We start from the raw sequence: 22754 nt of genomic DNA, 5'->3' as shown, positions 1-22754 counted from the left end.
GAAACCGCCTCCACTGACCCCACCCCGCACACGCGAGGCCCCCTCCCCGAACCCGGGAAGGGGGCCTCGCGAGACGGAGCGCGGAGCGGTCTAGGAGCGCTCGGGGCCCACCGTGGTCTTCTGGATCTGCATGAGGAACTCGGCGTTGCTCTTGGACTCCTTCATCTTGTCCAGGAGCAGCTCGATCGCCTGCTGCGTGTCCAGGGCGTGCAGCACCCGGCGGAGCTTCCAGACGACGTTCAGCTCCTCCGGCGACATCAGGATCTCCTCCTTACGGGTGCTGGAGGCGTCCACGTCCACGGCCGGGAAGATCCGCTTGTCCGCCAGGGACCGGTTGAGCTTGAGCTCCATGTTGCCGGTGCCCTTGAACTCCTCGAAGATCACCTCGTCGGCGCGCGAACCGGTCTCGACCAGCGCGGTCGCCAGGATGGTCAGCGAGCCGCCGCCCTCGATGTTGCGGGCCGCGCCGAAGAACCGCTTCGGCGGGTAGAGGGCGGTGGAGTCCACACCACCGGACATGATGCGTCCGCTGGCGGGGGCCGCCAGGTTGTAGGCACGGCCCAGGCGGGTGATGGAGTCGAGCAGGACGACCACGTCCATGCCCATCTCGACGAGTCGCTTGGCCCGCTCGATCGCCAGGTCGGCGACGACCGTGTGGTCCTCGGCCGGGCGGTCGAAGGTCGAGTGGATGACCTCGCCCTTGACCGTGCGCTGCATGTCGGTGACTTCCTCGGGACGCTCGTCCACGAGGATGACCATCAGGTAGCACTCGGGGTTGTTCTCGGTGATCGCGTTGGCGATCGACTGCATCACCATCGTCTTACCGGCCTTGGGCGGCGAGACGATCAGGCCGCGCTGGCCCTTGCCGATGGGCGCGACCAGGTCGATGATGCGCGTGGTCAGGATGTTGGGCTCGGTCTCCAGGCGCAGACGCTCCTGGGGGTAGAGCGGAACGAGCTTGGAGAACTCCTGACGGCCTCGGGCCTGGTCCGGCGACATGCCGTTGACCGAGTCCAGGCGCACCAGGGCGTTGAACTTCTCCCGGCGCTCGCCGTCCTTGGGCTGGCGGACCGCACCGATGATGTGGTCGCCCTTGCGCAGACCGTGCTTGCGCACCTGGGCCAGGGAGACGTAGACGTCGCTCTGCCCGGGCAGGTAGCCGGTGGTGCGGACGAAGGCGTAGTTGTCCAGGATGTCCAGGATGCCCGCGACCGGCAGGAGGACGTCGTCCTCGCCGATGACCGGCTCCGGCTCCTGGCCGCCCCCGCGCCCGCCTCGGCGGTCCCTGCGGTCGCGGCGGCGCCCGCGGCGGCGGCCACCGCCGAAGTCGTCGTCGTCGTTGTTACCGCCGCCGCCACGGCCCTGGTTCTGGCCGCCACCGCCGCCGCCCTGCTGGCGGTCGGCGCCGTTGTTGGCGTTCTGGTCGTCACCGCCGCGGTTGCGGTTGCGACGGTTGCGCTGGCGCTCGCGACCCTGCCCGGACCTGGTGTCACGGTCCTCGGAGTCGGGGCCGTTCTTCTGGGGGGTGCTGGATGTCTTGGTCACGCTGCTCGCGGAGGTAGAGGAGTCGGTGCCGTCCACCGAGCGGGCCTGGTCACCGGACTCGTCACCGCGCCTGCGGGACGACCGGCGGTTACGGGAGGGCTTGTCGCCCCGCCCGCCCTGGGTCTCGGTCACGGCCTGGTCGGACGACCGCTCACCGGCGCTCTTGCGCGGTGCCTCGTCCGTGCCCGACTTGGCGGGAGACTGGGCTTCGGCCGGGCCGTCAGTAGCCTCGACCTTACCCGCCTTGGCGGTGGTGTCGGCTTTCTTTGCGGATTTGGCCGTCGTGGGACCGCCGACCGGGCCGCCCTGCTTGGCCTCGATCGCGGCGATGACGTCGCTCTTACGCATGCGCCCCGTGCCGGTGATGCCCATGCTCGACGCGAGCTTCTGGAGCTCGGGGAGCTTCTGGGCGGCGAGCCCGGTGCCGCGCGAGGCGGTGCGAGACCGCGTGGTCGTGGCCTCTCCGGCCTCCGAGGAGGCGTCGGTGCTCTTCTTGCTGTCGACCGCCGCGTCCGTTCGGAGTTCGGTGGTGTCGCTCACTAAGGGTCCTTCCCAAGGAGCGGGCTTCGGCCGTCAGCGGAGTGCTTGAGCGGCCGGCCCGGTGGTGCGAACCGGCAGGGGCCGGGTAGGGCGTGCCCCACGTGGATGTCGGAACCGGCGAAGACGGTCCCCTACCCAATCGCGGCGGGCTCTGGGTACAGCCAGACGTCGGGGCGGGTGGCTCGGAGGTGTTGCCTGTCTGCCCCGAGGGCACACCCGACCATGACGGAGGAGCGTACTCGGGAGACGTGGGCACAGCGGGAAATCCGCTGGATCGACACTTGGGCCACCGCTTCCAACAGGTCGAGAGATCGGACCGCCGGAGTATGGGACGCGGAAGCCGTTGTGGCGGATGAGCACACGCCCCGCAACGGGGCATCTGGTGCTTCACCAAGCCTAACATCACCAGAGGCCACGGCTATTCCTCGACACAGATGCTACGGATGGGGAGATGGGGTCCGCACCCCCACCGGCTCGATGTGCAGGGGGCGTATGACCCAATCATTACCCGCCCTCAGACGAATCGAATCAACCTGCCGGGTGATTTCCGGCGAATCCTCCCGCGCCCGGCCCTCCGTCACGGAACACAGAACGAGCACCGTCGGACCGGCGCCCGAGACCACCGCCGGGAGGTTCTCGCGTCCCCGCAGGTCACGGACGAGTTCGAGCGTACGCGGCATGGCCGGGGCCCGGTACGCCTCGTGTAGCCGATCCTCCGTGGCCGCGTACAGGGATTCGGTCTGGCCACAAACGGCCGCCGTCATCAGCGCGGCGCGCCCCGCGTTGAAGGCCGCGTCCGCGTGCGGGACCGACTCCGGCAACAGGCCCCGAGCGCGCTCCGTCGACAACCGCCACCCCGGCACACACAGCACCGGCAGCAGCCGCTCGTCCGGAGACAACCGCGCCGCCCCCCAGGACGAACCGTCGCGGAAGGCCACCGTGTAACCGCCGAAGACACACGGCGCCACGTTGTCCGGGTGCCCCTCGATGTCCGCCGCGACCTGGTACACCCACTCCCGGTCCGGGCCGCCGCCGGGAGCCGACCGGCCCAGGAGGGCCGCGGCCGCCGCCACCCCGCCGACGATCGCCGACGAGGAGGACCCCAGCCCCCGCGCGTGCGGAATCCCGTTCACACAGTGCAGATCCAGCCCGGGGAGCTTCTCCCCCGACCGCTCGAAGGCCTCCCTCATCGCACGGACCACCAGGTGGCGCCCGTCGAGCGGGACCTCGCCCGCGCCCTCCCCCTCCACACGCACACGGAGCTCACCGTCCGCACGCACGGCCACGTGGAATTCGTTGAACAACTGGACGGCCAGGCCCAGGGCGTCGAATCCCGGCCCCAGGTTGGCGCTCGTGGCCGGGGCACGGACCAGGACACGGTCGGGGCGTGGTGGGGTCATTCCTGCTCGTTTCTCGTTCTCTGGGGCCGGGCGCACGCGGGCGCGGCACGGGGCCGGACTCCGTGGCCGGAGTCGGCCACCCTTGTCCCCTTCCGGCCCGGCGGGGCGGAAGGGGAGGCGGCGACGTCCGGGCGTGTCGTGGTCAGGCGAGGCCGAGGGCGCGGGCGGCGGCCTGCGCGTCCACCGGCACGGTGGTGGCGGAGGAGGCTCCGGCCAGCGCCCAGTCCGGGTCCTTGAGGCCGTTGCCGGTCACCGTGCACACGACGCGGCTGCCCTTGGGGACCAGTCCGGCCCGGGAGGCCTGGAGGAGTCCGGCCACGCTGGCGGCCGAGGCGAGCTCGACGAACACGCCCTCCTCCGCGGCCAGGAGCTTGTAGGCGGCCATGATCTGGCGGTCGGTGACCTTGTCGATGAGGCCCCCCGACTCGTCACGGGCCTGCTCGGCGAGCTTCCAGGAGGCCGGGTTGCCGATCCGGATGGCGGTGGCGATGGTGCTCGGGCTGGTCACCGGCGCACCGTCGACGATGGGAGCCGAACCACTGGCCTGGAAACCGAACATGCGCGGTGCCCGGGTGGAGACGCCGTCCTTGGCGTACTCGGTGTACCCCATCCAGTAGGCGGTGATGTTGCCCGCGTTGCCGACCGGGATGCAGTGGATGTCCGGGGCGTCGCCCAGGGCGTCCACGATCTCGAAGGCGGCGGTCTTCTGCCCCTGGAGGCGGTAGGGGTTGACCGAGTTCACCAGGGCGACCGGGTAGTCGACGCTGAGTTTGCGGGCCAGTTCCAGGCAGTCGTCGAAGTTGCCGTCGACCTGGAGCAGGCGGGCGCCGTGCACGAGGGCCTGGGCGAGCTTGCCCATGGCGATCTTGCCCTGGGGCACCAGGACCGCGCAGGTCATCCCCGCGCGGATGGCGTAGGCGGCGGCGCTGGCGCTGGTGTTACCGGTGGAGGCGCAGATGACGGCCTTGGCGCCGTCCTCGGCGGCCTTGGTGATGGCCATGGTCATACCCCGGTCCTTGAAGGAACCGGTGGGGTTGAGGCCCTCGACCTTGAGGAGGACCTCGCATCCGGTGAGCTCGGATACGCGCGTGGCGGGCAGCAGCGGAGTGCCGCCCTCCTGGAGGGTGACGACGGGGGTGTTCTCGTTGACGGGAAGGCGGTCGCGGTACTCCTCGACGACGCCTCGCCACGCCCGTGCCATGCTCACGACGGTGTCCCTTTCGGGTGGGTGCGGTTGCGCTGGACGCGCGGCCGGACTCGGCGCGCGTGGGAAAGCGGGTGGGTGTCGCGGAGAGATCCTCCCCCACCAGCCACGAGTCTATGACCCCGCCCGAGTCGTCTTGCATCCCGGGCAGGTTTCTCACGATGTGGACGCATTGGGTGGTGTCCGGGGCCGCGAGCGGCGACCCCGGCCCCCTACTCCTGGAAGGTCTCCACACGCATCACGCTGGCCACGTCGCGGACCATGGGGTGCGCGCTGAGGCGTTCCACGGTGCTGCTCAGCGCCGCGTCGGGGGCGGGGTGGCTGACCAACACCAGCTGGGCGTCGTCCCCGGTCCCCTCCTGGCGCACGTTCTTGATGGACACCCCGTGGTCGGCGAAGATCTCCGCGACCTTCGAGAGCACACCCGGGCGGTCGGCCACGTCCAGCGCCACGTGGTAGCTGGTGATGGTCTGGCCCATGTCGTGCACCGGCAGGCCCGTGTCGTGCGCGCCCTCGGACACCGAGGTGTCGGCGAGGCGGTTGCGCACCACCGCCACCAGGTCGCCCAGGACGGCGCTGGCGGTGGGGGTCCCACCCGCGCCCGCGCCGTAGAACATGAGCCGCCCGGCCGACTCGGCCTCCACGAACACCGCGTTGTAGGCCTCCTTGACGCTGGCCAGGGGGTGCTCCACCGGCAGCATCACCGGGTGGACGCGCACGCCCACGGAACCACCTTCCTCGGAGCGCTGGCAGATCGCCAGGAGTTTGACCACGCAACCCATCGCGCGGGCGCTGGCGATGTCGGCCGCCGACACCCCGGTGATGCCCTCACGGTGGACGTCGGCGGCGGTCACGCGCTGGGTGTGGAACGCCAGCCGGGCCAGGATCGCGGCCTTGGCGGCGGCGTCGAACCCCTCGACATCGGCGGTCGGGTCGGCCTCGGCGTAACCGAGGGTCTGGGCCTCCTCCAGGGACTCGTTGAACCCCGATCCCAGGGAGTCCATCCGGTCCAGGACGTAGTTGGTGGTCCCGTTGACGATGCCCAGGACCCGGTTGACCCGATCCCCGGCCAGGGAGTCGCGCAGCGGCCGCAGCAGGGGGATGGCCCCCGCCACGGACGCCTCGTAGTAGAGGTCGACCCCGGCCTCGCGGGCCGCCGCGTGCAGCGTCTGACCGTCCTCGGCGAGCAGGGCCTTGTTGGCCGTCACCACGGACTTGCCCGACTTGATCGCGGCGAGCATCAACGACCGGGCCGGTTCGATCCCGCCGATGACCTCCACCACCACGTCGATGTCCGGGCGGGTGACCAGCGCCGTGGCGTCGGTGGTCAGCAGCGCCGGGTCGACGCCACGGTCGCGGTCCAGTCGGCGGACCGCGATGCCGCCGATCTCGATCGGCGTGCCGATCCGCGCGGCCAGTTCCTCGGACTGCTCGTTGACCAGGCGGACGACTTCCGAACCCACAACGCCGCATCCGAGCAGCGCCACCTTCATCGCCATTTGGGCGTGACTCCCACTTCTCTCGTGTCCGGACCTGCCGGGCGCCCGTGCGGCGCCCGCGGGGCGGACGGTTCAGCCTACGTCGAGGCGGAGGAGGTCCTCCTCGGTCTCCCTGCGCACGATCACCCGCGCGTTCGCGTCCCGGACCGCCACCATGGCGGGTCGGGGCAGGTGGTTGTAGTTGCTCGCCATGGAGTAGCAGTAGGCACCGGTGGCCGCGACCGCCACCAGGTCGCCCGGCCGCAGGTCGGCGGGCAGGTGGAGGTCGTGCACGATGATGTCGCCGCTCTCGCAGTGCTTGCCGACCAAGCGGGAGAGCATCGGCTCGGCGTCGCTCTCCCGGGACACCAGCTGGCTGGTGTACTCGGAGCCGTAGAGGGCCGTGCGGATGTTGTCGCTCATGCCGCCGTCGACGCTCACGTAGGTGCGGATGCCCTCGACGTCCTTGACGGTGCCCACCTCGTACACGGTGATCCCGGCCGGACCGGCCACGGCGCGCCCCGGCTCCACGGCGATGCGCGGCACGGGCAGACCGGCGTCCTGGCACTCACGGCGCACGATGGCGGTGAGGCTGGTGGCGATCGTCTTGGGGTCCAGCGGGTCGTCACCGGCGGTGTAGGCGATGCCCAGCCCGCCGCCGAGGTCGAGCTCGGCCAGGGTGACGTCGAGCTCCTCGTGGATCTGGGTGAGGAACCGGGTGACGCGGCGGGCGGCGACCTCGAAGCCCGAGGTGTCGAAGATCTGCGAGCCGATGTGCGAGTGCAGTCCGACCAGTTCCAGGTGGTCGGCGGCCAGGACGCGACGGACCGCCTCGGCGGCGGCGCCGGTGCTCAGCGCGAAACCGAACTTCTGGTCGTCGTGGGCGGTCGCGACGAACTCGTGGGTGTGGGCCTCCACACCGGTGGTGACGCGGATGAGCACCCTGGGGCGCGCGCCGGACTCCGCGGCCACCGCCTCCAGGCGGTCGATCTCGTCGAGGGAGTCGAGGATGATCCGGCCCACCCCGGCCTCCACGGCGCGGCGGAGTTCGGACACCGACTTGTTGTTGCCGTGCATGGCGACCCTGTCGGTGGGGACCCCGGCCGCCAGGGCCACGGCCAGTTCCCCACCGGAGCACACGTCGAGCTTGAGCCCCTCCTCGACCACCCAGCGGGCGACGGCCTTGGTCAGCAGGGCCTTGCCCGCGTAGTAGACGTCGGCGTCGGCGAAGGCCGTGGAGTAGTCGCGGGCGCGGGCGCGGAAGTCCTGCTCGTCCATGACGAAGAGCGGTGTCCCGTACTCGGCGGCGAGTGCGCGCACACCGACCCCGCCGACGGTGAGCTCACCGTCGGAGCGGCGCGCGGTGGCGGGCCAGATCCGGGGGTCGAGGGCGTTGAGGTCCTCGGGCGGCAGCGGCGGGTTGTCCTCCGGCAGGATCTCCGCGTGGCGTGATCCTGCGGGGTGGGCGTAGCGGCTCATGACGGTCTTTCGGCTGGGACTGCGGTGCGTCTGGGCTGGCTGGTCTCGGTGCGGCGAGGAGGCTGCCGGGCGGGCCGGGACGGTGACCCCGCCCCATTGTCCACCAAGCCGATCGGAACACAGGGGTTGGGCTGGCCCCACCGGGTTCGCGGCCGTCGGGTGTCTACAGCCTTGTGGGCGCCGACACTCCGAGCAGGAAGAGACCGGTGCCGACCACACCGGCGACGGCTGCGGGCAGCGCCGGGTCGGGCGCGGCCCGGACCGGTTCCGGGCCCGTGGCCGGTTCGGCCGCGACGGCGGGACCGGTCCGCCACTCATCGTAGGCACTGGTCAGCGCTTCCAGGTATCTCACCAGGATATGGGGTTCCTCTCGGCGCGCGGCGGTGTCCAGGACGCTGGGACCGTCGAAGAGGAGTCCGCGCACCCTCGCGCCGTGGGCGTGGTGGCAGCGGGCGCGGGCCGAGCCGCGCCCCTCGTCCCGCTGCCCGGCGGCCCAGCGCGTACTGCTGAGCGCGTGCGCGTGGGCGTAGCGCAGCCGGAAGGCGGGGTTGGCTTCGGTGAGCCGGGACCAGGCCCCGGGGTGGTCCGCCGAGGGCAGCACCGGCAGGTCGCGGCCCGTGGTCTCGTTCTCGCGGGGGCGTTCGGGGACCGAGCGGCAGAAGGCGATGCGGGCGCTGGCCTCGCCGATGCGGCCGAGTGCGCGCCCGGAGGGGGTGAACAGGGCGGACTGGTCGGTGTCGAGGTAGCGGTCGCGCCAGGAGACCTCTCCCCCGGGGCCGGGCGGCGGCGGGTGCGCGCCCACCGCCATGGCGATCCGGGCGCGTGCGTCGGCGCGGGCGTAACGGCGGGCCTGGGCGAGGGGTCCGGCCTCGTGCAGGTCGGTGCGGGGCCACTCCCCCGCCCCGGTCCAGGGGCGGCCGGTGAGGTAGCGGGGGCCGTCGGCGGCGGCGCGCAGGAGGTCCTCGCGCTGTTCGCGGGTGAAGGTGAAGTTGGCGAAACCCCGGTGGTCGGCGTGCACGCCCGCGAACGCGGTGTCGGGTTCGCCTCCGTCGGCCATGGCCTCGATCCGGGCGACGATCCGCCCGGACACCGCGCGTCGGTGGGCGTCGTCGCGCCCCCGGGGCAGCGCGTCGCGGACCCGGCCGACCAGGCGCGGTGCCAGGGCGACGGCGGCGTCGGCCCCCTCGACGGCGTGGTCGGCCCGCGGCCACACGAACGGCACGTCGGCGTCGTCGAGGCCGAACGCGTCCGCGGCGGCGCGGCGGACGAGGGCCTCCAGCCGGAACGGGGTCACGCCGCTCCCCCGATCCCGCCGTCGCCCTCCCCGAGGAGCGCCCTGATGAGGTCGACCAGCTCGTCGGGGTCGAAGGGCTTGGTCAGGTAGTCGTCCACGCCGATGCGCTCCCCGCGTCGGCGGTCGTCGGCCTGGGCGCGGGCGGTCACCATGACGATGCGGCGGGCGAAACCGTCCGACCGCAGCCTTTCGACGGTGGCCCAGCCGTCGAGTCGGGGCATCATCACGTCCATGGTGATGACGTCGGGGTCGACGTGGCCGACCCGGTCCAGACAGTCCTGGCCGTCCATGGCGGTGAACACCTCGAACCCCTCCAGTTCGAGGTTGAGGCGGATGAGCTCGCGGATGACCTCGTCGTCCTCGACGACGAGAACCCGTACGGGAAGGGCGTTCACGCCCGTGACACTACCGCCGCCGAGCGTGGCGGCACCACTGGAATCCAGTATCCGGCGGCGGTGGGGACCGGGTGGGCCGCTCGGGTGGTCAACCCTCCCGGAACCCCTGCTACAGTTGTTCTCGCAGCGCGCCCCCTTAGCTCAGGGGATAGAGCACCGGCCTCCGGAGCCGGGTGCGGAGGTTCGAATCCTCCAGGGGGCACAGCGAAGCAGGAAGACCGGCGGAGACCTCGTCCCGCCGGTCTTTCGCGTGGTCCGGGCACTTCGGCGGCCGCAAGTGGTCAGTCCCTCCTTCCGGGAAGCCGGGCCCTCCACCGACGCGCGGCGGGCGGCTCCGCCCCGACCGGTCCGGGACCTTTTCTGGTGCTCGTCCTGCGACCAGGGGCCTGGAGGACTCCCCGCACCCCCAGGACCTCGGGAGATCACCCACGGCCCGCAGACCGGCCCCGCGCTCAGGCGGGCGCCGCGATCATCGGCCAGGAGCCGTCGACCACGGCGTCGGGGTCGCGGCGGCGCAGGTACTCCTGGAAGCTGGCGGACTGCTCGGCCTTCCAGGCGACCTGGGCGGCGTGCAGCTCCTCGGCGGTCATCTCCGCGATCTCCGGGTGAGCCGTGGCGATCCGCCAGGCGAGCCGTGCGGCGGCCAGGGCGTCGGCGGCCGCGCCGTGCGCCTCCTCCTGGGCGAGCGGCACACGGTAGTGGGCGCAGACGTCGACCAGTTTGCGCGAGCCGCGCCGGAAGGTGTCCACCCGCTTGTCGAGGACCAGCGGGTCCACCACCAGGGGTTGGACCTTCAGCGGACGGCCGGGGCGGTGGAGCGCGAGTTCGCGGTCGAGCAGGGTGAGGTCGTAGGGGGCGTTGTAGACCACCACGGGCAACCCCTCGGAGACGACCGCCTCCAGGGCCGCGGCGATCTCGGGGACCACGTCGGCGGCCGGGCGGCCCTCGGCGCGCGCCTGTTCGGTGGTGACGCCGTGGATCTCGGTGGCCTCCGCCGGGATCTCGATGCCGGGGTCGGCGAACCAGGTGGTGACCTCCTTGGACCGGTGCGCGGGGTCGATGCGCCACAGGGCCGCGGTGACGATCCGGTCGCCCTCCACGTCGAGTCCGGTGGTCTCGACGTCGAAGGCGGCCATGGGTCGGGTGTGCCAGGCAGTGTTCACGGGGTTCCTCACGTGCTCGGTTCGGTGGCGGGGTCGGGGGTGTCGGAGTGCCCGGCCGCGTGGGCGGCCGAGTGTCGGGTCAGGGCGGTGACGCAGGCGCGGATCGCCGGTGTCTCGGCGTCGGCCCTCCACACCGCCCTGATGGACCGATGCAGGGGCGGGTCGGTGGGCAGGAACCGGACCCCCTCGGGCGCGGTGCGTCGTCCGAGGTCGGGGACGAGCGCCATCGCGAGTCCGGCGGCCACCAGTTCCAGTTGGGAGGGGATCTCCGCGAGCGTGTACCGCAGGTCCGGTTCGACGCCCTGTGCGCGCAGGGCCTGGAGGATCGCCTCGTAGGGCTCGGTCCCCGCCGGGCAGCTGGCCCAGGGCAGGCCACCGGGTGTGTCCAGCGCGGCGAGGGCGACGGGGGCGGGTCCGACCAGGGGGTGGCCCTCGGGGAGGGCGAGGCGGACACGCTCCTCCAGGAGTTCCACCGACCGGACCCCGGCGGGCAGCGCCACCGGACGACTGGACCAGCTCTCGGCGAGGACGAGGTCGAGCTCACCGCGCAGGAGCGGGGGGACCAGCGACACGACCTCGCCGTCACGGACGGTGGGGACCAGCCGGGGGTGTTCGCGGAGCAGGGCGGACAGGGCGTCGGGGAGCAGGTTGCGCACGGCACTGCCCACCCCGCCCAGGCGCAGGGGTCCGAGGATCTGCCGGTCGAGCGCCGCGAGTTCGGCCTGCGCCTCACTGACCTGGGAGAGCACCCGGTCCGCGTGCCCGGCCAGTACCCGGCCCGCGTGCGTGAGCCGGACCGTCCGACCGTCGGGTTCGAGGAGGCGCTGACCGGCCTCCCGCTCCAGTTTGGCGAGCTGCTGGGACAGGCCCGAAGGGGTCACGTGCAGGACCCTAGCGGCGCGCGCGATCGAACCGTGGGTCCGTACGGCGGCCAGCGCCCTGAGTCGTTCCAAGCCGAACACGTAAGCAACACTACTGACTACCTGCGACAAAACAGCGCTTTTGTTTCTGGGTTGGAGGCGTCACCCTGGATCTGCTGCCCGCGCGGGCAGCGGACGGGAAGGGGAGCGGAGCCGGTGACGGGTACGGACACGAGGCGCAAGCCGGGGCGCGGGTCGTTGCTGGACCGGGTCGACCCCGTCCTCCTGGCGGTCGTGGGGTCGGGCACCACCTCCGCGACGGGGGTGTTCGTGAAGCTGTCCGGGGCCAACACCGGCACGGCGGCCTTCCTCCGGTGCGCCCTCGCCCTGTTCGTCCTAGTTCCGATGGCCCTGCTGGAGCTGCGCCGGGTGGGCCCGAGGGCGCTGCGGCTGGTGGGGACCGACCTGGCGGCCGGACTCCTGCTGGGCGTGGACTACGTGTTCTGGGTGGCGAGCATCCAGCACGTGGGCGCGGGTATGGCCACCGTGCTGCTGAACATCCAGGTGGTGGTCTTCCCCCTGCTGGCGTGGGTGTTCCTGGGCGACCGGGCCCCGCTGCGGTTTCTGCTGGCGGTCCCGGTGATGCTGGCGGGGGTGGCCCTCACGGCCGGGGTGGTCGGCCCCGGCCCGGGCGCCGCGTCCGAGGGGAACCCGTGGCTGGGCCTGCTCTACGGGTGCGCCGCCGGAGTGACCTACGCGGGCTACCTCTTCCTGTCCCGGCTCGGTGGCGGGCAGGGGCACACGGTGACGCCGGTGTGCGTGTCCACGGCCTCCGCGGCGCTGGCCGCCGGGGTGCTGGGCGCGCTGTGGAGCGGGATCGACCTGGTCTCGCTGGACGCGAGGGCCTGGGTGTGGCTGGCCCTGCTGGCGCTGACCGGGCAGGTGCTGACCTGGCTGCTGGTGGGTTCGGCGCTGCCCCGGCTGTCCGCGAGCACCGGGGCGGCGATCCTCGTGCTCCCGCCGGTGCTCGCGGTGGCGATGGGCGCGGTGTTCCTGGGCGAGCGGGTGACCCCCGTCCAGCTGGGCGGGTGCGTTCTGGTGGTCCTGGCGATCTGGCTTTCACAGCGCGGAAGGTCCGCGTAGCGGGCGGACCGCGCTGGTGGGCGTCCCCCGGTTCCGTTAGCGTCGGGGCATGAGGTTTCTGGTACGTGAACGCGTGTTCGACATCGGCGACGACTTCTGGGTGACCGACGAGAAGGGCGCCAAGGCGTTCTGGGTCGACGGCAAGGCCCTGCGGCTGCGCACCACCTTCGAGCTGAAGGACCCCGGCGGCGAGGTCCTCATGGTGATCCGCAAGAAGCTCTTCAAGGTCCGCGACCAGATGACCGTCGAGCACGACGGCTCGACCGTCGCCACCGTCCGCAAGAGGCTCTTCAACCCGGTGCGGGACAAGCTCGCCGTCGAGGTCTCCGGAGCCCCCGACTGGGAGGTCGTCGGAAGCTTCTTCGACAAGGAGTACTCGATCAGCGACCGGGAGGGCACCGTGGCGGTCGTCTCCCGCAAGTGGTTCCGGGTACGCGACACCTACGCGGTGGACGTCAACACGCACCGCCACGACCTCGCTGGCAATCCCGCCCTGGTCATCGCGGTCGCCGTCGCCGTGGACGCCCTCACGTCCGACGACGGTGACGACGACTGACCGGGCCCCGCTTCCGGTAGCCAGCTGTAGTGTCGCCCTCCTTCCGGTGCCCCAGACTGGTGCGGGACGGCGGAGGCCGCCGTCGTGGACACTCGGCTGAGGAGCGCGGGATGTGGAAGGTGTGGGGTCGCCCGGTCAGGGCGTGCGGCCGCCTGGTGGCGGCACTGGGCCTCGGGATGGCCGCCCTCGTGGCGATGCCGCTCACCGCGGTGGTGGCGCTGGCCCTGCCCCTCAGCGGGATCGGCCCGTTCCTGATGTCACGGTGGGTCCGGTCGCTGACCGCCTGGGCCGACTGGCACCGGCGCGGCTCCGCGCGCTGGCTGGGGATCGACGTACCGGACCTGCCCCGGCCCCCTGACGGGCGGTTCCGCACGCTGGTGCGGTCCCCCGCCACCTGGCGGGTGCTCGCGTGGCTGCCGCTGTTCTCCGTGGTGAGCGTCGTCCTGGGGTGTCTGGCCGTGATCGGCCCCGGCATGGTGGTCAACGCCGTGACGTCGCTCCTGTGGTGGACCTTCCCCGTCGACGACCGCCCGGCCCAGCTGGGGGTCACCGTCGACGGTTGGGGGATCGCCCTGGTGGCCGCCGCGCTCCAGCTCGCCGTGGGGCTCGCGTTCCTCCGGTGGGCGACGGTCCCCCTGGCCGACGTCCACGCACGGATGTGCGTCCGTGCGCTGGCCCCCTCCGAACAGGAGATCCTCGCACGGCGCGTGGACGAGCTCCAACGCACACGGGCCGGTGTGGTCGACGCGCACGGCGCGGAGCTGCGGAGGATCGAACGCGACCTGCACGACGGAACCCAGGCGCGGCTGGTGGCGATCGCCATGCAGTTGGGGGTGGCCAAGGAGGCCGCGTCCGACCCGGCCGTGGCCGCCCTCCTCGAACGGGCGCACACCGGCACGGAGGAGGCGATGACCGAGCTGCGCGACGTCATCAGGGGCATCTACCCGCCCATCCTCGCCGACCGGGGCCTGCCCGGCGCGCTCACCGCGCTCGCCGGGCGGACCACCCTGCCGGTACGACTGGACGTCACCGACCCGGGCGCCCTCCCGGTGGCGGTGGAGACCGCCGCCTACTACGCCGTCACCGAGTCCGTCACCAACGCGGTCCGCCACAGCGGCGCGGAGACGATCAGCGTCCGCCTGGCCCGCGAGGCCGACCTGCTGTGGGTGGAGGTGTCCGACGACGGGCACGGAGGTGTGGACGAGGCCGCCGGAAGCGGCGTCCAGGGGCTGCGCCGCAGGGCGTCGGCGCTGGACGGCCACGTGACCGTGCGCAGCCCCGCGGGGGGACCGACGACGATCAGAGTGGAACTGCCGTGCGGATCGTGATCGCCGAGGACAACGTCCTGTTGTCCGAGGGCCTCAAACTCCTGTTGTCCACCCGCGGACACGAGGTGGCCGCCGTCGCCCCGGACGTGCCCTCCTTCGCGGCCGCCGTGGACGAGCACCGTCCCGACCTCGCCCTGGTGGACGTACGCCTGCCGCCGGACTTTCGCGACGAGGGCATCCACGCGGCGATCGCCGCCCGCCGGGCCCACCCGGGCCTGCCCGTCCTCGTGCTCTCGCAGTACGTCGAGCGCGACTACGCGGGTGAACTGCTCTCCGACGGCCAGGGCGGGGTGGGGTACCTGCTCAAGGACCGTGTGGGCCGGGTGAGCGAGTTCACCGAGGCGCTGGACCGGGTGGCCGGGGGCGGCACGGTGATGGACCCGGCGGTCGTGCAGCAGCTGCTCACGTCGCGGCGGCGGGACCCCCTGGAGACCCTGACCGGGCGGGAGCGGGAGGTCCTCGCCCTCATGGCCGAGGGACACGACAACGCGGAGATCGCGGCACGGCTCGTGGTCACGACCAACGCCGTGCACAAGCACATCGGCAACATCTTCCACAAGCTCGACCTGGCACCCACCGACAGCGGCCACCGGCGGGTACGGGCGGTCCTGGCCTACCTGAGCCACCGGGCCTGAGCGTCCGCGCCCGCCCGGGGTCCGGGACCGCGCTCCGGGCGGGGGTCGGGGCGGGGGGTGGGGGCGGTCCGCCCGTCACACGGCCCCGGCGGCGGCCCGGTCCTCCCGGACCCCGCGCCGGTTGAGCAGGGCGCCCGCCGCCGCGGCCGTGAAGAACATCAGCACGCCGTACACCGCCGAGGGGATGGCGATCTCGGTGCTGTTGAGGACGGTCACGGCGATGGTCAGCGACAACGTGGTGTTGTGCAGGCCGATCTCCATGCACGAGGCGACGGCCTCGGGCCGCTCGGTGCCGACCAGGCGTGGCGCCCAGTAGCCGATCACGAGGCTGACCACGTTGAAGACCAGCACCATCAGGCCCACGGAGACGATGTACTCCGGCAGGTGGGCCCACTCGGCGGCGATCGCGCCCACGATGACGGCGACCAGCACCAGGATCGAGCCGAGCTTGACCGGCCGTTCCATGCGCTCGGCGAAGGAGGTCAGCCTCGCGCGGACGACCATGCCGATCACGACGGGGACGAGGATGACCGCGAAGACCTGGATCATCTTGTCCGTCTGGAGCCCGATGGAACCGCCCTCGGTGAAGTAGCCGAGCGAGAACCCGGTGACCAGCGGCAGCGTCACCATCGCCGTGAGGGAGTTGACGGCGGTCAGCGAGATGTTGAGCGCGACGTTGCCCTTGAACAGGTAGCTGTACAGGCTCGCGGTGGTGCCGCCCGGGGACGCGGCCACCATCATCATGCCCACCGCCAGCAGGGGTGAGAGGTCGAAGCGGGTGACGAACACCAGGACCAGACCGAAGCAGAACAGGGGCAGCAGGACGATCTGGCACCCCAGGACGAGGACGATGGTCCAGGGCATGGAGAGCAGGCGGGTGAAGTCCCTGACGGTCAGGGAGAGTCCCAGGCCGAGCATGATGATGCCGAGCGCGACCGGGAGGCCGATCGTCGTGAGGGCGGAGTCCATGGGGGGCACCTTGGGGGAAGCGCCGCAGGGGGCGGCGGGCGGGGGATGGTCGGGGCGGCCACGTGACCGAGGGTGCCGGACCGGCCCCCTCACGTGACCCGCGTCACAACTGCCTTCAGGTAGGAGATCGTGGCACGCGTCACGCGCACTGGCAAGGGGCCGCCCCCGCCCCGGTCAGGCGGCGGGCCAGGAGCTCCCGGTCATGTCGTAGGCCAGGTGGAACCACACCTTGCGGATGCTGGGGTGCCCGTTGTCCCCCCACGTGGTGGCGAAGCTGTCGATCAGCGCCAGCCCCCGCCCGTCCTCGGCGGTCAGGCGCTCCTCCGGCAGGGAGGCGAACAGTTGTCCCCCCTCGTCTCTCAGCGCGTTGACGGGGGTCCCGTTGTCCCTGCAGGTGACCGTCAGACCGTTCGGCCCCCGGTCCACCCGCACCACGAAGCTCTGCCCGGGCTCCCCCGAGCGGCTGTGCCGGATCGCGTTGGTGGCCAGCTCGGCACCGAGCAGGGTCAACAGGTAGCGGTACTCCGCGTCGCGCCCGGCCGCGCAGGTGTCGAGGAACGCGCGGACCATCGGCACGCTGACCGGCTCGCCCGCGAACTCCCAGCGGCGCTTGGTGAACGGGACCGGGACCCTGCCGTTGAAGTAGTGCCGGTACTCGTCCGGAACCCTCCCGAGGACCCCGTCCTCGTTCTTGGAGAGGGAGGGCACGGCAACGAGCGTGGGCATGGTTGACTCCTTCGGCGAGGCGGCTCAGTAGGACGGGCGCGCCGGAACGGGGGCGGCTGCGGGAGTGTCCGAGGGGGGAGGTGAGGGCTCGAACCGGTATGACCTTACGCGATCACATCGTGGCGGAACAGGGGCTCCTGGTGTGGCGAGTTCCCGAATTCACCGCATACGCCCTCCTTGCCGCACTACATCCGGGTCAGGGCCTCCCTCGCGGCGTCCTCGGCGAGCTCCCGCTCCGTGTCGACCAGAGCCAGCCTGGTCCGGCGTTCCAGCAGGTCGGCAACGTTCATGGCCCCCTCGTGCCGCACACCGAAACGGAGTTCGGCGGGGGTGACGCCCCGGGAGACGGGTGTCAGGGCGGCGGGGTCGTCCCCGGCCTCGGCGACGACGTCGAGGGCCTCGGTCCCGTACCTGGCCACCAGGTGGCGCGGGACGTCCAGGGAGTCGAGCTCCTCGTGGGAGGCCGCGCCCACGAGCGGGAGCGTGCGGGTGCGGCACGGCCCCGCGGGCAGGCCGTGCGCGGCCACGAGCGCGTCGACGGTCTCCTCCGCCATCGCCCGGTAGGTGGTGAGCTTGCCGCCGACCACGGTCGTCGTCCCGTTCGGCGCCACCGACACCGAGTGTTCGCGCGAGAGGTCGGCGCTGGAGCCGTCCCCCTGGAGCAGCGGACGTAGGCCGGCGAAGGAGCCGATGACGTCGTCCCGGGTGAGACCGGTGCTCAGCGCCCGGTTGAACTGGGCGAGCAGGAAGTCCACGTCCTCCTCCGGCACCCGCGGGACCCGCTCGGCGGGGCCGTCCACCGGTTCGTCCGTGAGCCCGGCGTAGACCCGGCCGTCGGGCTGGGGCAGCGCGAACACGAACCGGCTCACGCTCCCCTCCAGCGGAACGGTGAGCGCGGCCGAGGGACTCCCGAGGGCGGCGCCGTCCAGGACCAGGTGGGTGCCCCGACTGGGGTTCAACCGGATGCTCGGGTCCAGCACGTCCGCGTGCACGCCGGTGGCGTTGACCACCGCGCGGGCCCGGACCGGGAACGTCCGGCCGGTGGTCCCGTCGCGCAGGACCACTCCGTCCGCACCGACGCTCTCGGCCGGGCACCGGGTGAGGATGCGGGCGCCCTCGCGGGCGGCGGTCCGGGCGATCCCCACCACCAGGCGGGCGTCGTCGACCAGTTGGCCGTCGAAGGACAGGATGCCGCCGATCAGCCCCTCGGTCCGCACACCCGGTAGGAGGCGGACGGTCTGGCGGGCGTTGAGCAGGCGGGGGGCGGGCAGCACCGAAGAGGGGGTCCGGGAGAGCACGCGCAGGAGGTCCCCCAGCCCCATGCCGGTGCGGACGAACAGCGACCTCGCCCACCCCGAACCCCTGAAGACGGGCACGACCATGGGCAGCGGCCGGACCAGGTGGGGGGCGGTGACCCGCATGAGGACGTCGCGCTCGCGGGCGCTCTCGTAGGCGATGCCGAACTGCGCCTTGGCGAGGTAGCGCAGCCCACCGTGGACCAGCTTGGAGCTCCAGCGGCTGGTGCCGAACGCCAGGTCCTCCCGTTCGACCAGCACCGTGGACAGGCCGCGTGAGGCGGCGTCCAGGGCCACCCCCGCCCCGGTGACGCCCCCGCCGACCACCAGGACGTCCACGGAGGGACGGGCCTCCAGGTCGGCGAGGTCGACGGCGCGCCGGGCGGCGTTCAGGGAGGCGGACCGGGTGTGCTGACGCATCGGGGCGTCCTTTCCGTGGAAGGTGGGCCGGGGCGGGGGCGCGGGTCGCGGTGCCGTGACGGGCGGTCGGCGGTCAGGGCCTCAGGTAGCCGTCCAGCAGTGCGGTCAGTTCGTCGACGAGGCCGTCGTGGTCGAGGACGTCGGCGAACAAGTGGTGGGAGGTCACCGTGTTCTGCACGGTGACCATGAGCAGGTGGGCCAGGACGGCGGGGTCCCCGGCGCGCACCGAGCCGTCCGCCTGGCCCTCGGCGACGGCCGGTTCGAGGAGGTCGAGCGCGGCGCGGTGGCTGCTGCCGAGACGGTGGAAGGTGTAGGTGGCCAGGAGTTCGGGCTCGGTGTCGACGATGCGGGTGACCAGCGGGTGGGCGAGCATCGCGCGGGCGACCCCGGCGGCGTGCCGGACCAGCTGCGCTCGGATGCTCCCGGCGCCCTGGGCGGAGGACCCCCCTCCCGCGATGGTCGGGACCGCCCCTGCCGCGAGGAGGATGTGGCGGAGCTCGCGGGTGAGCAGGTCGGCGACCAGCGCGGTCACGTCGGGCCAGCGCCGGTACACGGTGGGGCGGCTGACACCGGCGCGCCGGGCCACGTCGGTCAGCGTGGTGCGGCGGACGCCGAAGGCCTCGACGCAGGCGCGGGCCGCGTCGAGGATCTGGTCCTCTACGTTACGTTTTGACGCCATGTGTAAAACTGTAGAGCATGACCCACGATGCTCGCACTGCGCCCGACTCCGTCAGTCCGGCCGACACCGCCGCGACCGCCCCGGACATGAGCTGGTACGCCTGGGGCGACCCCGCCAGGGCCAAGGAACTCGACCCCGGACTGCGTGAACTCGTCTCCCAGGTGCTGCGCACCCGAACCACGGACATGCCCCCGGTGCCCGAGTCGGACGTGGAGCTGTCCGCCTCCCGCCTGGACGAACGGCTGCGAGACGCCTTCACCGAGGCACTGGGGTCCGACAACGTGCGCGTGGACGACGCCACTCGGCTCCTCCACGCGGGCGGCAAGAGCACACCCGACCTCCTCGCCCGCCGGGCCGGGCGGGCCCCGGCCCCCGACGCCGTGCTGTACCCCGCCGACCACGACGAGGTGGAGCGGGTCCTGGCGCTGTGCTCGTCCGAACGCGTGGCCGTGGTCCCCTTCGGCGGGGGCACGAGCGTGGTGGGCGGCGTCTCCCCCCTCGACGGCGGCTTCCGCGCGGTCGTCACCCTCGACCTGCGCCGCCTGAACCGGCTGCTCACCCTGGACGCCACGTCCCTGACCGCCGTCCTCGGCGCGGGTGTGCGCACCCCTCACGCCGAGGCCCTGCTGGCCGAGCACGGGCTCACCCTCGGGCACACGCCGCAGAGCTACGAGTACGCGACCATCGGCGGGTACGCCGCCACCCGTTCCAGCGGCCAGGCCTCCGCCGGGTACGGGCGGTTCGAGGACATGGTGGTGGGCCTGAGGGTCGCCACCCCGCGCGGCACCCTGGAGGCGGGCGGCCCGCCCGCCTCCGCCGCCGGACCCGACCTGCGCCGCCTGCTCGTGGGCTCGGAGGGCACGCTCGGGGTGATCACCGAGGTGGCCGTGCGGGTGCGGCCCAGGCCGGAGCGGGTCCTGGACGAGGCCTGGTCCTTCCCCGACTACGCCACCGGGGTGGACGCGCTGCGCGCCCTGGCCCAGTCGGATACCCGGCCCACCATGGCGCGCCTGTCCGACGAGACCGAGACCTTCGTGAACGCCGCCCTCGGCGGCCGCGAGGCCGTCCCCGGCTGTCAGGCCGTGCTCGGGTTCGAGGGCACCGACGCGGAGGTCGGGGCGCGGGCGGCCGTGGTCCGGGAGGCCATGGAGGCGGCGGGCGGAACGCCGCTCGGCCCGGACCCGGTGGCGCACTGGCGCGAGACCCGGTTCCAGGCCCCCTACCTGCGGGACACCCTGCTGTCGGCGGGCGTGCTCGCCGAGACCCTGGAGACCGCCGCGTCCTGGAGCGACCTGCTGCCGCTCTACAGGGCCGTGGTGAGCGCCCTGACCGGCGCCCTGGAGGACGACGAGAGCGGCGCCGTGGTGCAGTGCCACGTCTCGCACACCTACGCCACCGGCGCCTCGCTGTACTTCACCGTGGCCACCGGGGCGGGCGAGGACCCGGCCGCGCGCTGGGACCGCGCCAAGCGGGCGGCCTCGGACGCGATCGTGGCCCACCGCGGCACCATCACGCACCACCACGCCGTGGGTACCGACCACCGCCCCTGGATGGCCGCCGAGCTCGGTCCGCTCGGTGCCGACGTGCTGCGCGCGGTCAAGTCGGCGCTGGACCCGGAGGGCGTACTCAACCCGGGCAAGCTCATCCCCGGGGAGTGAGCCCGCGCCGGGCGCGGGCCCGAGGTCCGCGCCCGGCCGGAAGGGTCAGCCGGCCGGTTCGGCCTCACGGGCGATCCGCCGGTCCAACCGCTGGGCGAAGCGCTCGGCGTACCGGTAGGACTCGGCCTCGTCCTGGGGGTCCTCGGTGCGGTAAAGGGTCCGCACCCAGAGGTTGTCGGTGACGTACTCCACGACCACCACCTGGGAGGACGAGCCGCGGTCGGTGTCGTCGAGCAAGCCGACGAACCCGAACTCCCCGACCCCGATCTCGCGCCAACCGCCGACCGGCCGGTCCAGCAACTGGTCGAACGCCTCCTCCTCCCAGATCTCGGTACGCTCTCGCGACCGATCGGCCAGGAACCCGGTGAGCTCATCGGCCGCCTCGGGGTCGTCGGCATGGGGCTCGAAGATCGAGACCGTGACCAGAAGAGCGTCGGCACCGTCGCGGATATCGGCACCGCAGGAGAGACGCCCCAGGGGGCCGTTCTCCAACGGACGGGACGCGTCGTCCAGGTCGTCCGGCCCCCGGTACTCGCCCTCGGCCCTCTCCCCGTCGGTCCCGGGGATCGCGTCGAGGACCTCGCGGGGCAGCAGGGTGTCGCAGTCCGGCAGGGACGCGTAGGGGCCGTTGTTCCCGCTGAGGGACACCACGACCACGACGGTGGAGACGAGGGTCAGGAGCCCGACGCCGATCCCGCCCAGGAACAGCCCCCGGCGCCGTCGGTGGGGCCCGGGAGGCGGGGGCGGACCGATTCCACCCGGCCCCGGCGGCGGCGCGCCAGGAGGTCCGGGGGGCGCCCCCTGGCCCGGCGGACCGGGAAACGGGTGGGGTGTTCCGTGCGGGGGCGGGGATGGGGGCTGTCCCATGACGGTGCCTCGTGGTCGGTGTCGCCAGGGCTGGCGACGTGGAGGGCGACGGGGGCCGAACACCCACCGCCGAGGGGGCGGCGGGGACGAACCGGTGCCGGTTCGCCCCGCACCCTCAGGGCCGCGGAGCGGACCGGGGATCTACTTCTCGGCCGACCGCCTGAGCTGGCGCGCCAAATCCTTGGAGACGGACTCCGTGACGCTGAACAGCTCCTCGACAGGGTATTCGTTCGCGCCGTCGCTGACGACCACGAGGCCCGCGATGTTGTCCGTGACGAACAGGCTCGTGGAGGTCCCGTGCGTCAGGGGACCGGCCTCCGTGGTGACGGCCACCACGACGCTGTCGTCCCCGAACGAGGTGAAGTCCCACAGGATCTCCCCCGTGGCGCCGTAGCCGGAGTCGTACTCCTCGACCACGCCGGGCTCGGCGGCCTCGCTCATGAACCTGTCGGCGACCTCGTCCTCCCGGAAGGTGTCCGCCATCTCCCGCACGGCCTGGATGTCCTCGGGGTCGAACAGCTCGGCGGTGACCGCGACGTTCACGTCGTCGACCTCACCCGAGCACACCAGGATGCCGAACGACGACTCCGCGACGCTGTACTCGTCCCGGTCGAACTCACCGGACATCGTGGGGAGGGACCCCGAGAAGAGGGGGCTCAGGGTCTCGGCGTGGAAGGCGTCCTCGCAGTTGTCGGGCAGCGAGGTGTACACCGCGCTGGAGTTGACCGCGATCAGGACCCCGCCGAGGGCCGCGACGAGTACCACGGCCCCGGCCGCCGCGCCGACGATCAGCCCGGTCTTCTTCTTGGGAGCGCCCTGCGGGCCCGGTCCGGGCGGAAACTGACCGGGAGGGAACTGGCCCGGCGGGAACTGGCCGGGGGGTCCCTGCGGTGGCTGCTGACCGAAACCCGGAGGCTGACCGAACCCGGGCGGCGGACCCTGCGGAGGCGGCCCCTGGGGCGGGAACTGGCCAGGCGGACCCTGCGGCGGCTGCTGACCGTACCCGGGCGGCGGACCCTGGGGCGGCTGACCGGGGTAGGGGCCCTGCGGGCCGTTCGGGGGCGGGGGCTGTCCCATGGGGGTTACCTCGTGGTCTGATCTGTCGTAAAGGACCCTTCAA

At 72.6% G+C, this 22754-nt stretch carries 20 protein-coding genes and 1 tRNA gene; 6 read left to right on the top strand and 15 right to left on the bottom strand.

The window, feature by feature from the left end; translation table 11 throughout:
• Nucleotides 1–90: 90 nt before the first annotated feature.
• The 7 genes from rho to ACFYL4_RS18840 form a co-directional block, all read right to left on the bottom strand.
• The gene (gene rho, locus ACFYL4_RS18870) at nt 91–2085 is read right to left on the bottom strand and encodes a transcription termination factor Rho (RefSeq protein WP_357758203.1); all 1995 of its coding nucleotides are present in this window, start codon (nt 2083–2085) and stop codon (nt 91–93) included.
• 437 nt (nt 2086–2522) lie between these two features.
• Nucleotides 2523–3485 carry a homoserine kinase gene (thrB, locus tag ACFYL4_RS18865; protein ID WP_387519581.1) on the bottom strand — a complete coding sequence of 321 codons (963 nt, stop codon included), beginning with the start codon at nt 3483–3485 and terminating at the stop codon, nt 2523–2525.
• A 142-nt stretch (nt 3486–3627) separates the two neighbouring features.
• A complete protein-coding gene (gene thrC / locus ACFYL4_RS18860) occupies nt 3628–4686 on the bottom strand; it encodes a threonine synthase (protein ID WP_387519579.1) in 1059 nt (352 codons plus the stop codon).
• Between the two features lie 215 nt (nt 4687–4901).
• Nucleotides 4902–6188, bottom strand: coding sequence for a homoserine dehydrogenase (locus ACFYL4_RS18855; protein WP_357758197.1), 1287 nt, complete (start codon nt 6186–6188; stop codon nt 4902–4904).
• A 72-nt stretch (nt 6189–6260) separates the two neighbouring features.
• Complete coding sequence (gene lysA / locus ACFYL4_RS18850) at nt 6261–7646, bottom strand: diaminopimelate decarboxylase (protein ID WP_357758194.1); 1386 nt, start codon at nt 7644–7646, stop codon at nt 6261–6263.
• Between the two features lie 163 nt (nt 7647–7809).
• The gene (locus ACFYL4_RS18845; RefSeq protein ID WP_387519576.1) at nt 7810–8940 is read right to left on the bottom strand and encodes a DALR anticodon-binding domain-containing protein; all 1131 of its coding nucleotides are present in this window, start codon (nt 8938–8940) and stop codon (nt 7810–7812) included.
• Nucleotides 8937–9335: a response regulator gene (locus ACFYL4_RS18840; RefSeq protein ID WP_357758190.1), complete on the bottom strand. Its 399-nt coding sequence runs from the start codon at nt 9333–9335 to the stop codon at nt 8937–8939. The genes ACFYL4_RS18845 and ACFYL4_RS18840 overlap by 4 nt, the downstream gene beginning before the upstream one ends.
• A 130-nt stretch (nt 9336–9465) precedes the next feature.
• Here ACFYL4_RS18840 and ACFYL4_RS18835 point away from each other — a divergent pair.
• Nucleotides 9466–9537, top strand: a tRNA-Arg gene (locus ACFYL4_RS18835).
• A 250-nt stretch (nt 9538–9787) separates the two neighbouring features.
• On the opposite strand, the gene ACFYL4_RS18830 is transcribed toward ACFYL4_RS18835, so the two are convergent.
• On the bottom strand, nt 9788–10498 hold the full coding sequence (locus tag ACFYL4_RS18830) for an exonuclease domain-containing protein (protein ID WP_357758188.1): 711 nt from the start codon (nt 10496–10498) through the stop codon (nt 9788–9790).
• 8 nt (nt 10499–10506) lie between these two features.
• A complete protein-coding gene (locus ACFYL4_RS18825; protein WP_387519573.1) occupies nt 10507–11460 on the bottom strand; it encodes a LysR family transcriptional regulator in 954 nt (317 codons plus the stop codon).
• Nucleotides 11461–11574: 114 nt separating this feature from the next.
• Between ACFYL4_RS18825 and ACFYL4_RS18820 the strand changes: the two genes are divergently transcribed.
• From ACFYL4_RS18820 to ACFYL4_RS18805, 4 genes are all read left to right on the top strand, one after another.
• Nucleotides 11575–12501 carry a DMT family transporter gene (locus ACFYL4_RS18820; protein ID WP_387519571.1) on the top strand — a complete coding sequence of 309 codons (927 nt, stop codon included), beginning with the start codon at nt 11575–11577 and terminating at the stop codon, nt 12499–12501.
• A gap of 49 nt (nt 12502–12550) precedes the next feature.
• Nucleotides 12551–13057 (top strand): LURP-one-related family protein, encoded by a 507-nt coding sequence (locus ACFYL4_RS18815; protein WP_357758182.1) that lies wholly within the window; start codon nt 12551–12553, stop codon nt 13055–13057.
• Between the two features lie 110 nt (nt 13058–13167).
• Nucleotides 13168–14385: a sensor histidine kinase gene (locus ACFYL4_RS18810; RefSeq protein WP_387519569.1), complete on the top strand. Its 1218-nt coding sequence runs from the start codon at nt 13168–13170 to the stop codon at nt 14383–14385.
• Nucleotides 14373–15020, top strand: a complete 648-nt coding sequence (locus ACFYL4_RS18805; RefSeq protein ID WP_357758176.1) for a response regulator transcription factor — start codon at nt 14373–14375, stop codon at nt 15018–15020. Before ACFYL4_RS18810 ends, ACFYL4_RS18805 begins: the two co-directional genes overlap by 13 nt.
• Before the next feature lie 75 nt (nt 15021–15095).
• Here ACFYL4_RS18805 and ACFYL4_RS18800 read toward each other — a convergent pair whose 3' ends face one another.
• From ACFYL4_RS18800 to ACFYL4_RS18785, 4 genes are all read right to left on the bottom strand, one after another.
• On the bottom strand, nt 15096–15989 hold the full coding sequence (locus ACFYL4_RS18800) for a bile acid:sodium symporter family protein (RefSeq protein WP_387519567.1): 894 nt from the start codon (nt 15987–15989) through the stop codon (nt 15096–15098).
• A 174-nt stretch (nt 15990–16163) separates the two neighbouring features.
• Nucleotides 16164–16715: an ATP-binding protein gene (locus tag ACFYL4_RS18795; RefSeq protein ID WP_387519565.1), complete on the bottom strand. Its 552-nt coding sequence runs from the start codon at nt 16713–16715 to the stop codon at nt 16164–16166.
• Between the two features lie 185 nt (nt 16716–16900).
• Nucleotides 16901–18430 (bottom strand): glycerol-3-phosphate dehydrogenase/oxidase, encoded by a 1530-nt coding sequence (locus ACFYL4_RS18790; RefSeq protein ID WP_387519563.1) that lies wholly within the window; start codon nt 18428–18430, stop codon nt 16901–16903.
• A gap of 73 nt (nt 18431–18503) precedes the next feature.
• The gene (locus ACFYL4_RS18785) at nt 18504–19109 is read right to left on the bottom strand and encodes a TetR/AcrR family transcriptional regulator (protein ID WP_387519562.1); all 606 of its coding nucleotides are present in this window, start codon (nt 19107–19109) and stop codon (nt 18504–18506) included.
• Nucleotides 19110–19126: 17 nt separating this feature from the next.
• Between ACFYL4_RS18785 and ACFYL4_RS18780 the strand changes: the two genes are divergently transcribed.
• Entirely contained in the window at nt 19127–20767 is a 1641-nt protein-coding gene (locus ACFYL4_RS18780; RefSeq protein WP_387519560.1) for an FAD-binding oxidoreductase, read from the top strand.
• A 45-nt stretch (nt 20768–20812) separates the two neighbouring features.
• On the opposite strand, the gene ACFYL4_RS18775 is transcribed toward ACFYL4_RS18780, so the two are convergent.
• A complete protein-coding gene (locus ACFYL4_RS18775) occupies nt 20813–21418 on the bottom strand; it encodes a hypothetical protein (protein WP_387519558.1) in 606 nt (201 codons plus the stop codon).
• Between the two features lie 357 nt (nt 21419–21775).
• Entirely contained in the window at nt 21776–22711 is a 936-nt protein-coding gene (locus tag ACFYL4_RS18770; protein WP_357758157.1) for a hypothetical protein, read from the bottom strand.
• Nucleotides 22712–22754: the final 43 nt, after the last annotated feature.

The sequence above is a fragment of the Nocardiopsis sp. NPDC006938 genome, from assembly GCF_042869555.1.
GTDB lineage: Bacteria > Actinomycetota > Actinomycetes > Streptosporangiales > Streptosporangiaceae > Nocardiopsis.
This window is presented reverse-complemented; position numbering and strand designations above follow the sequence as displayed.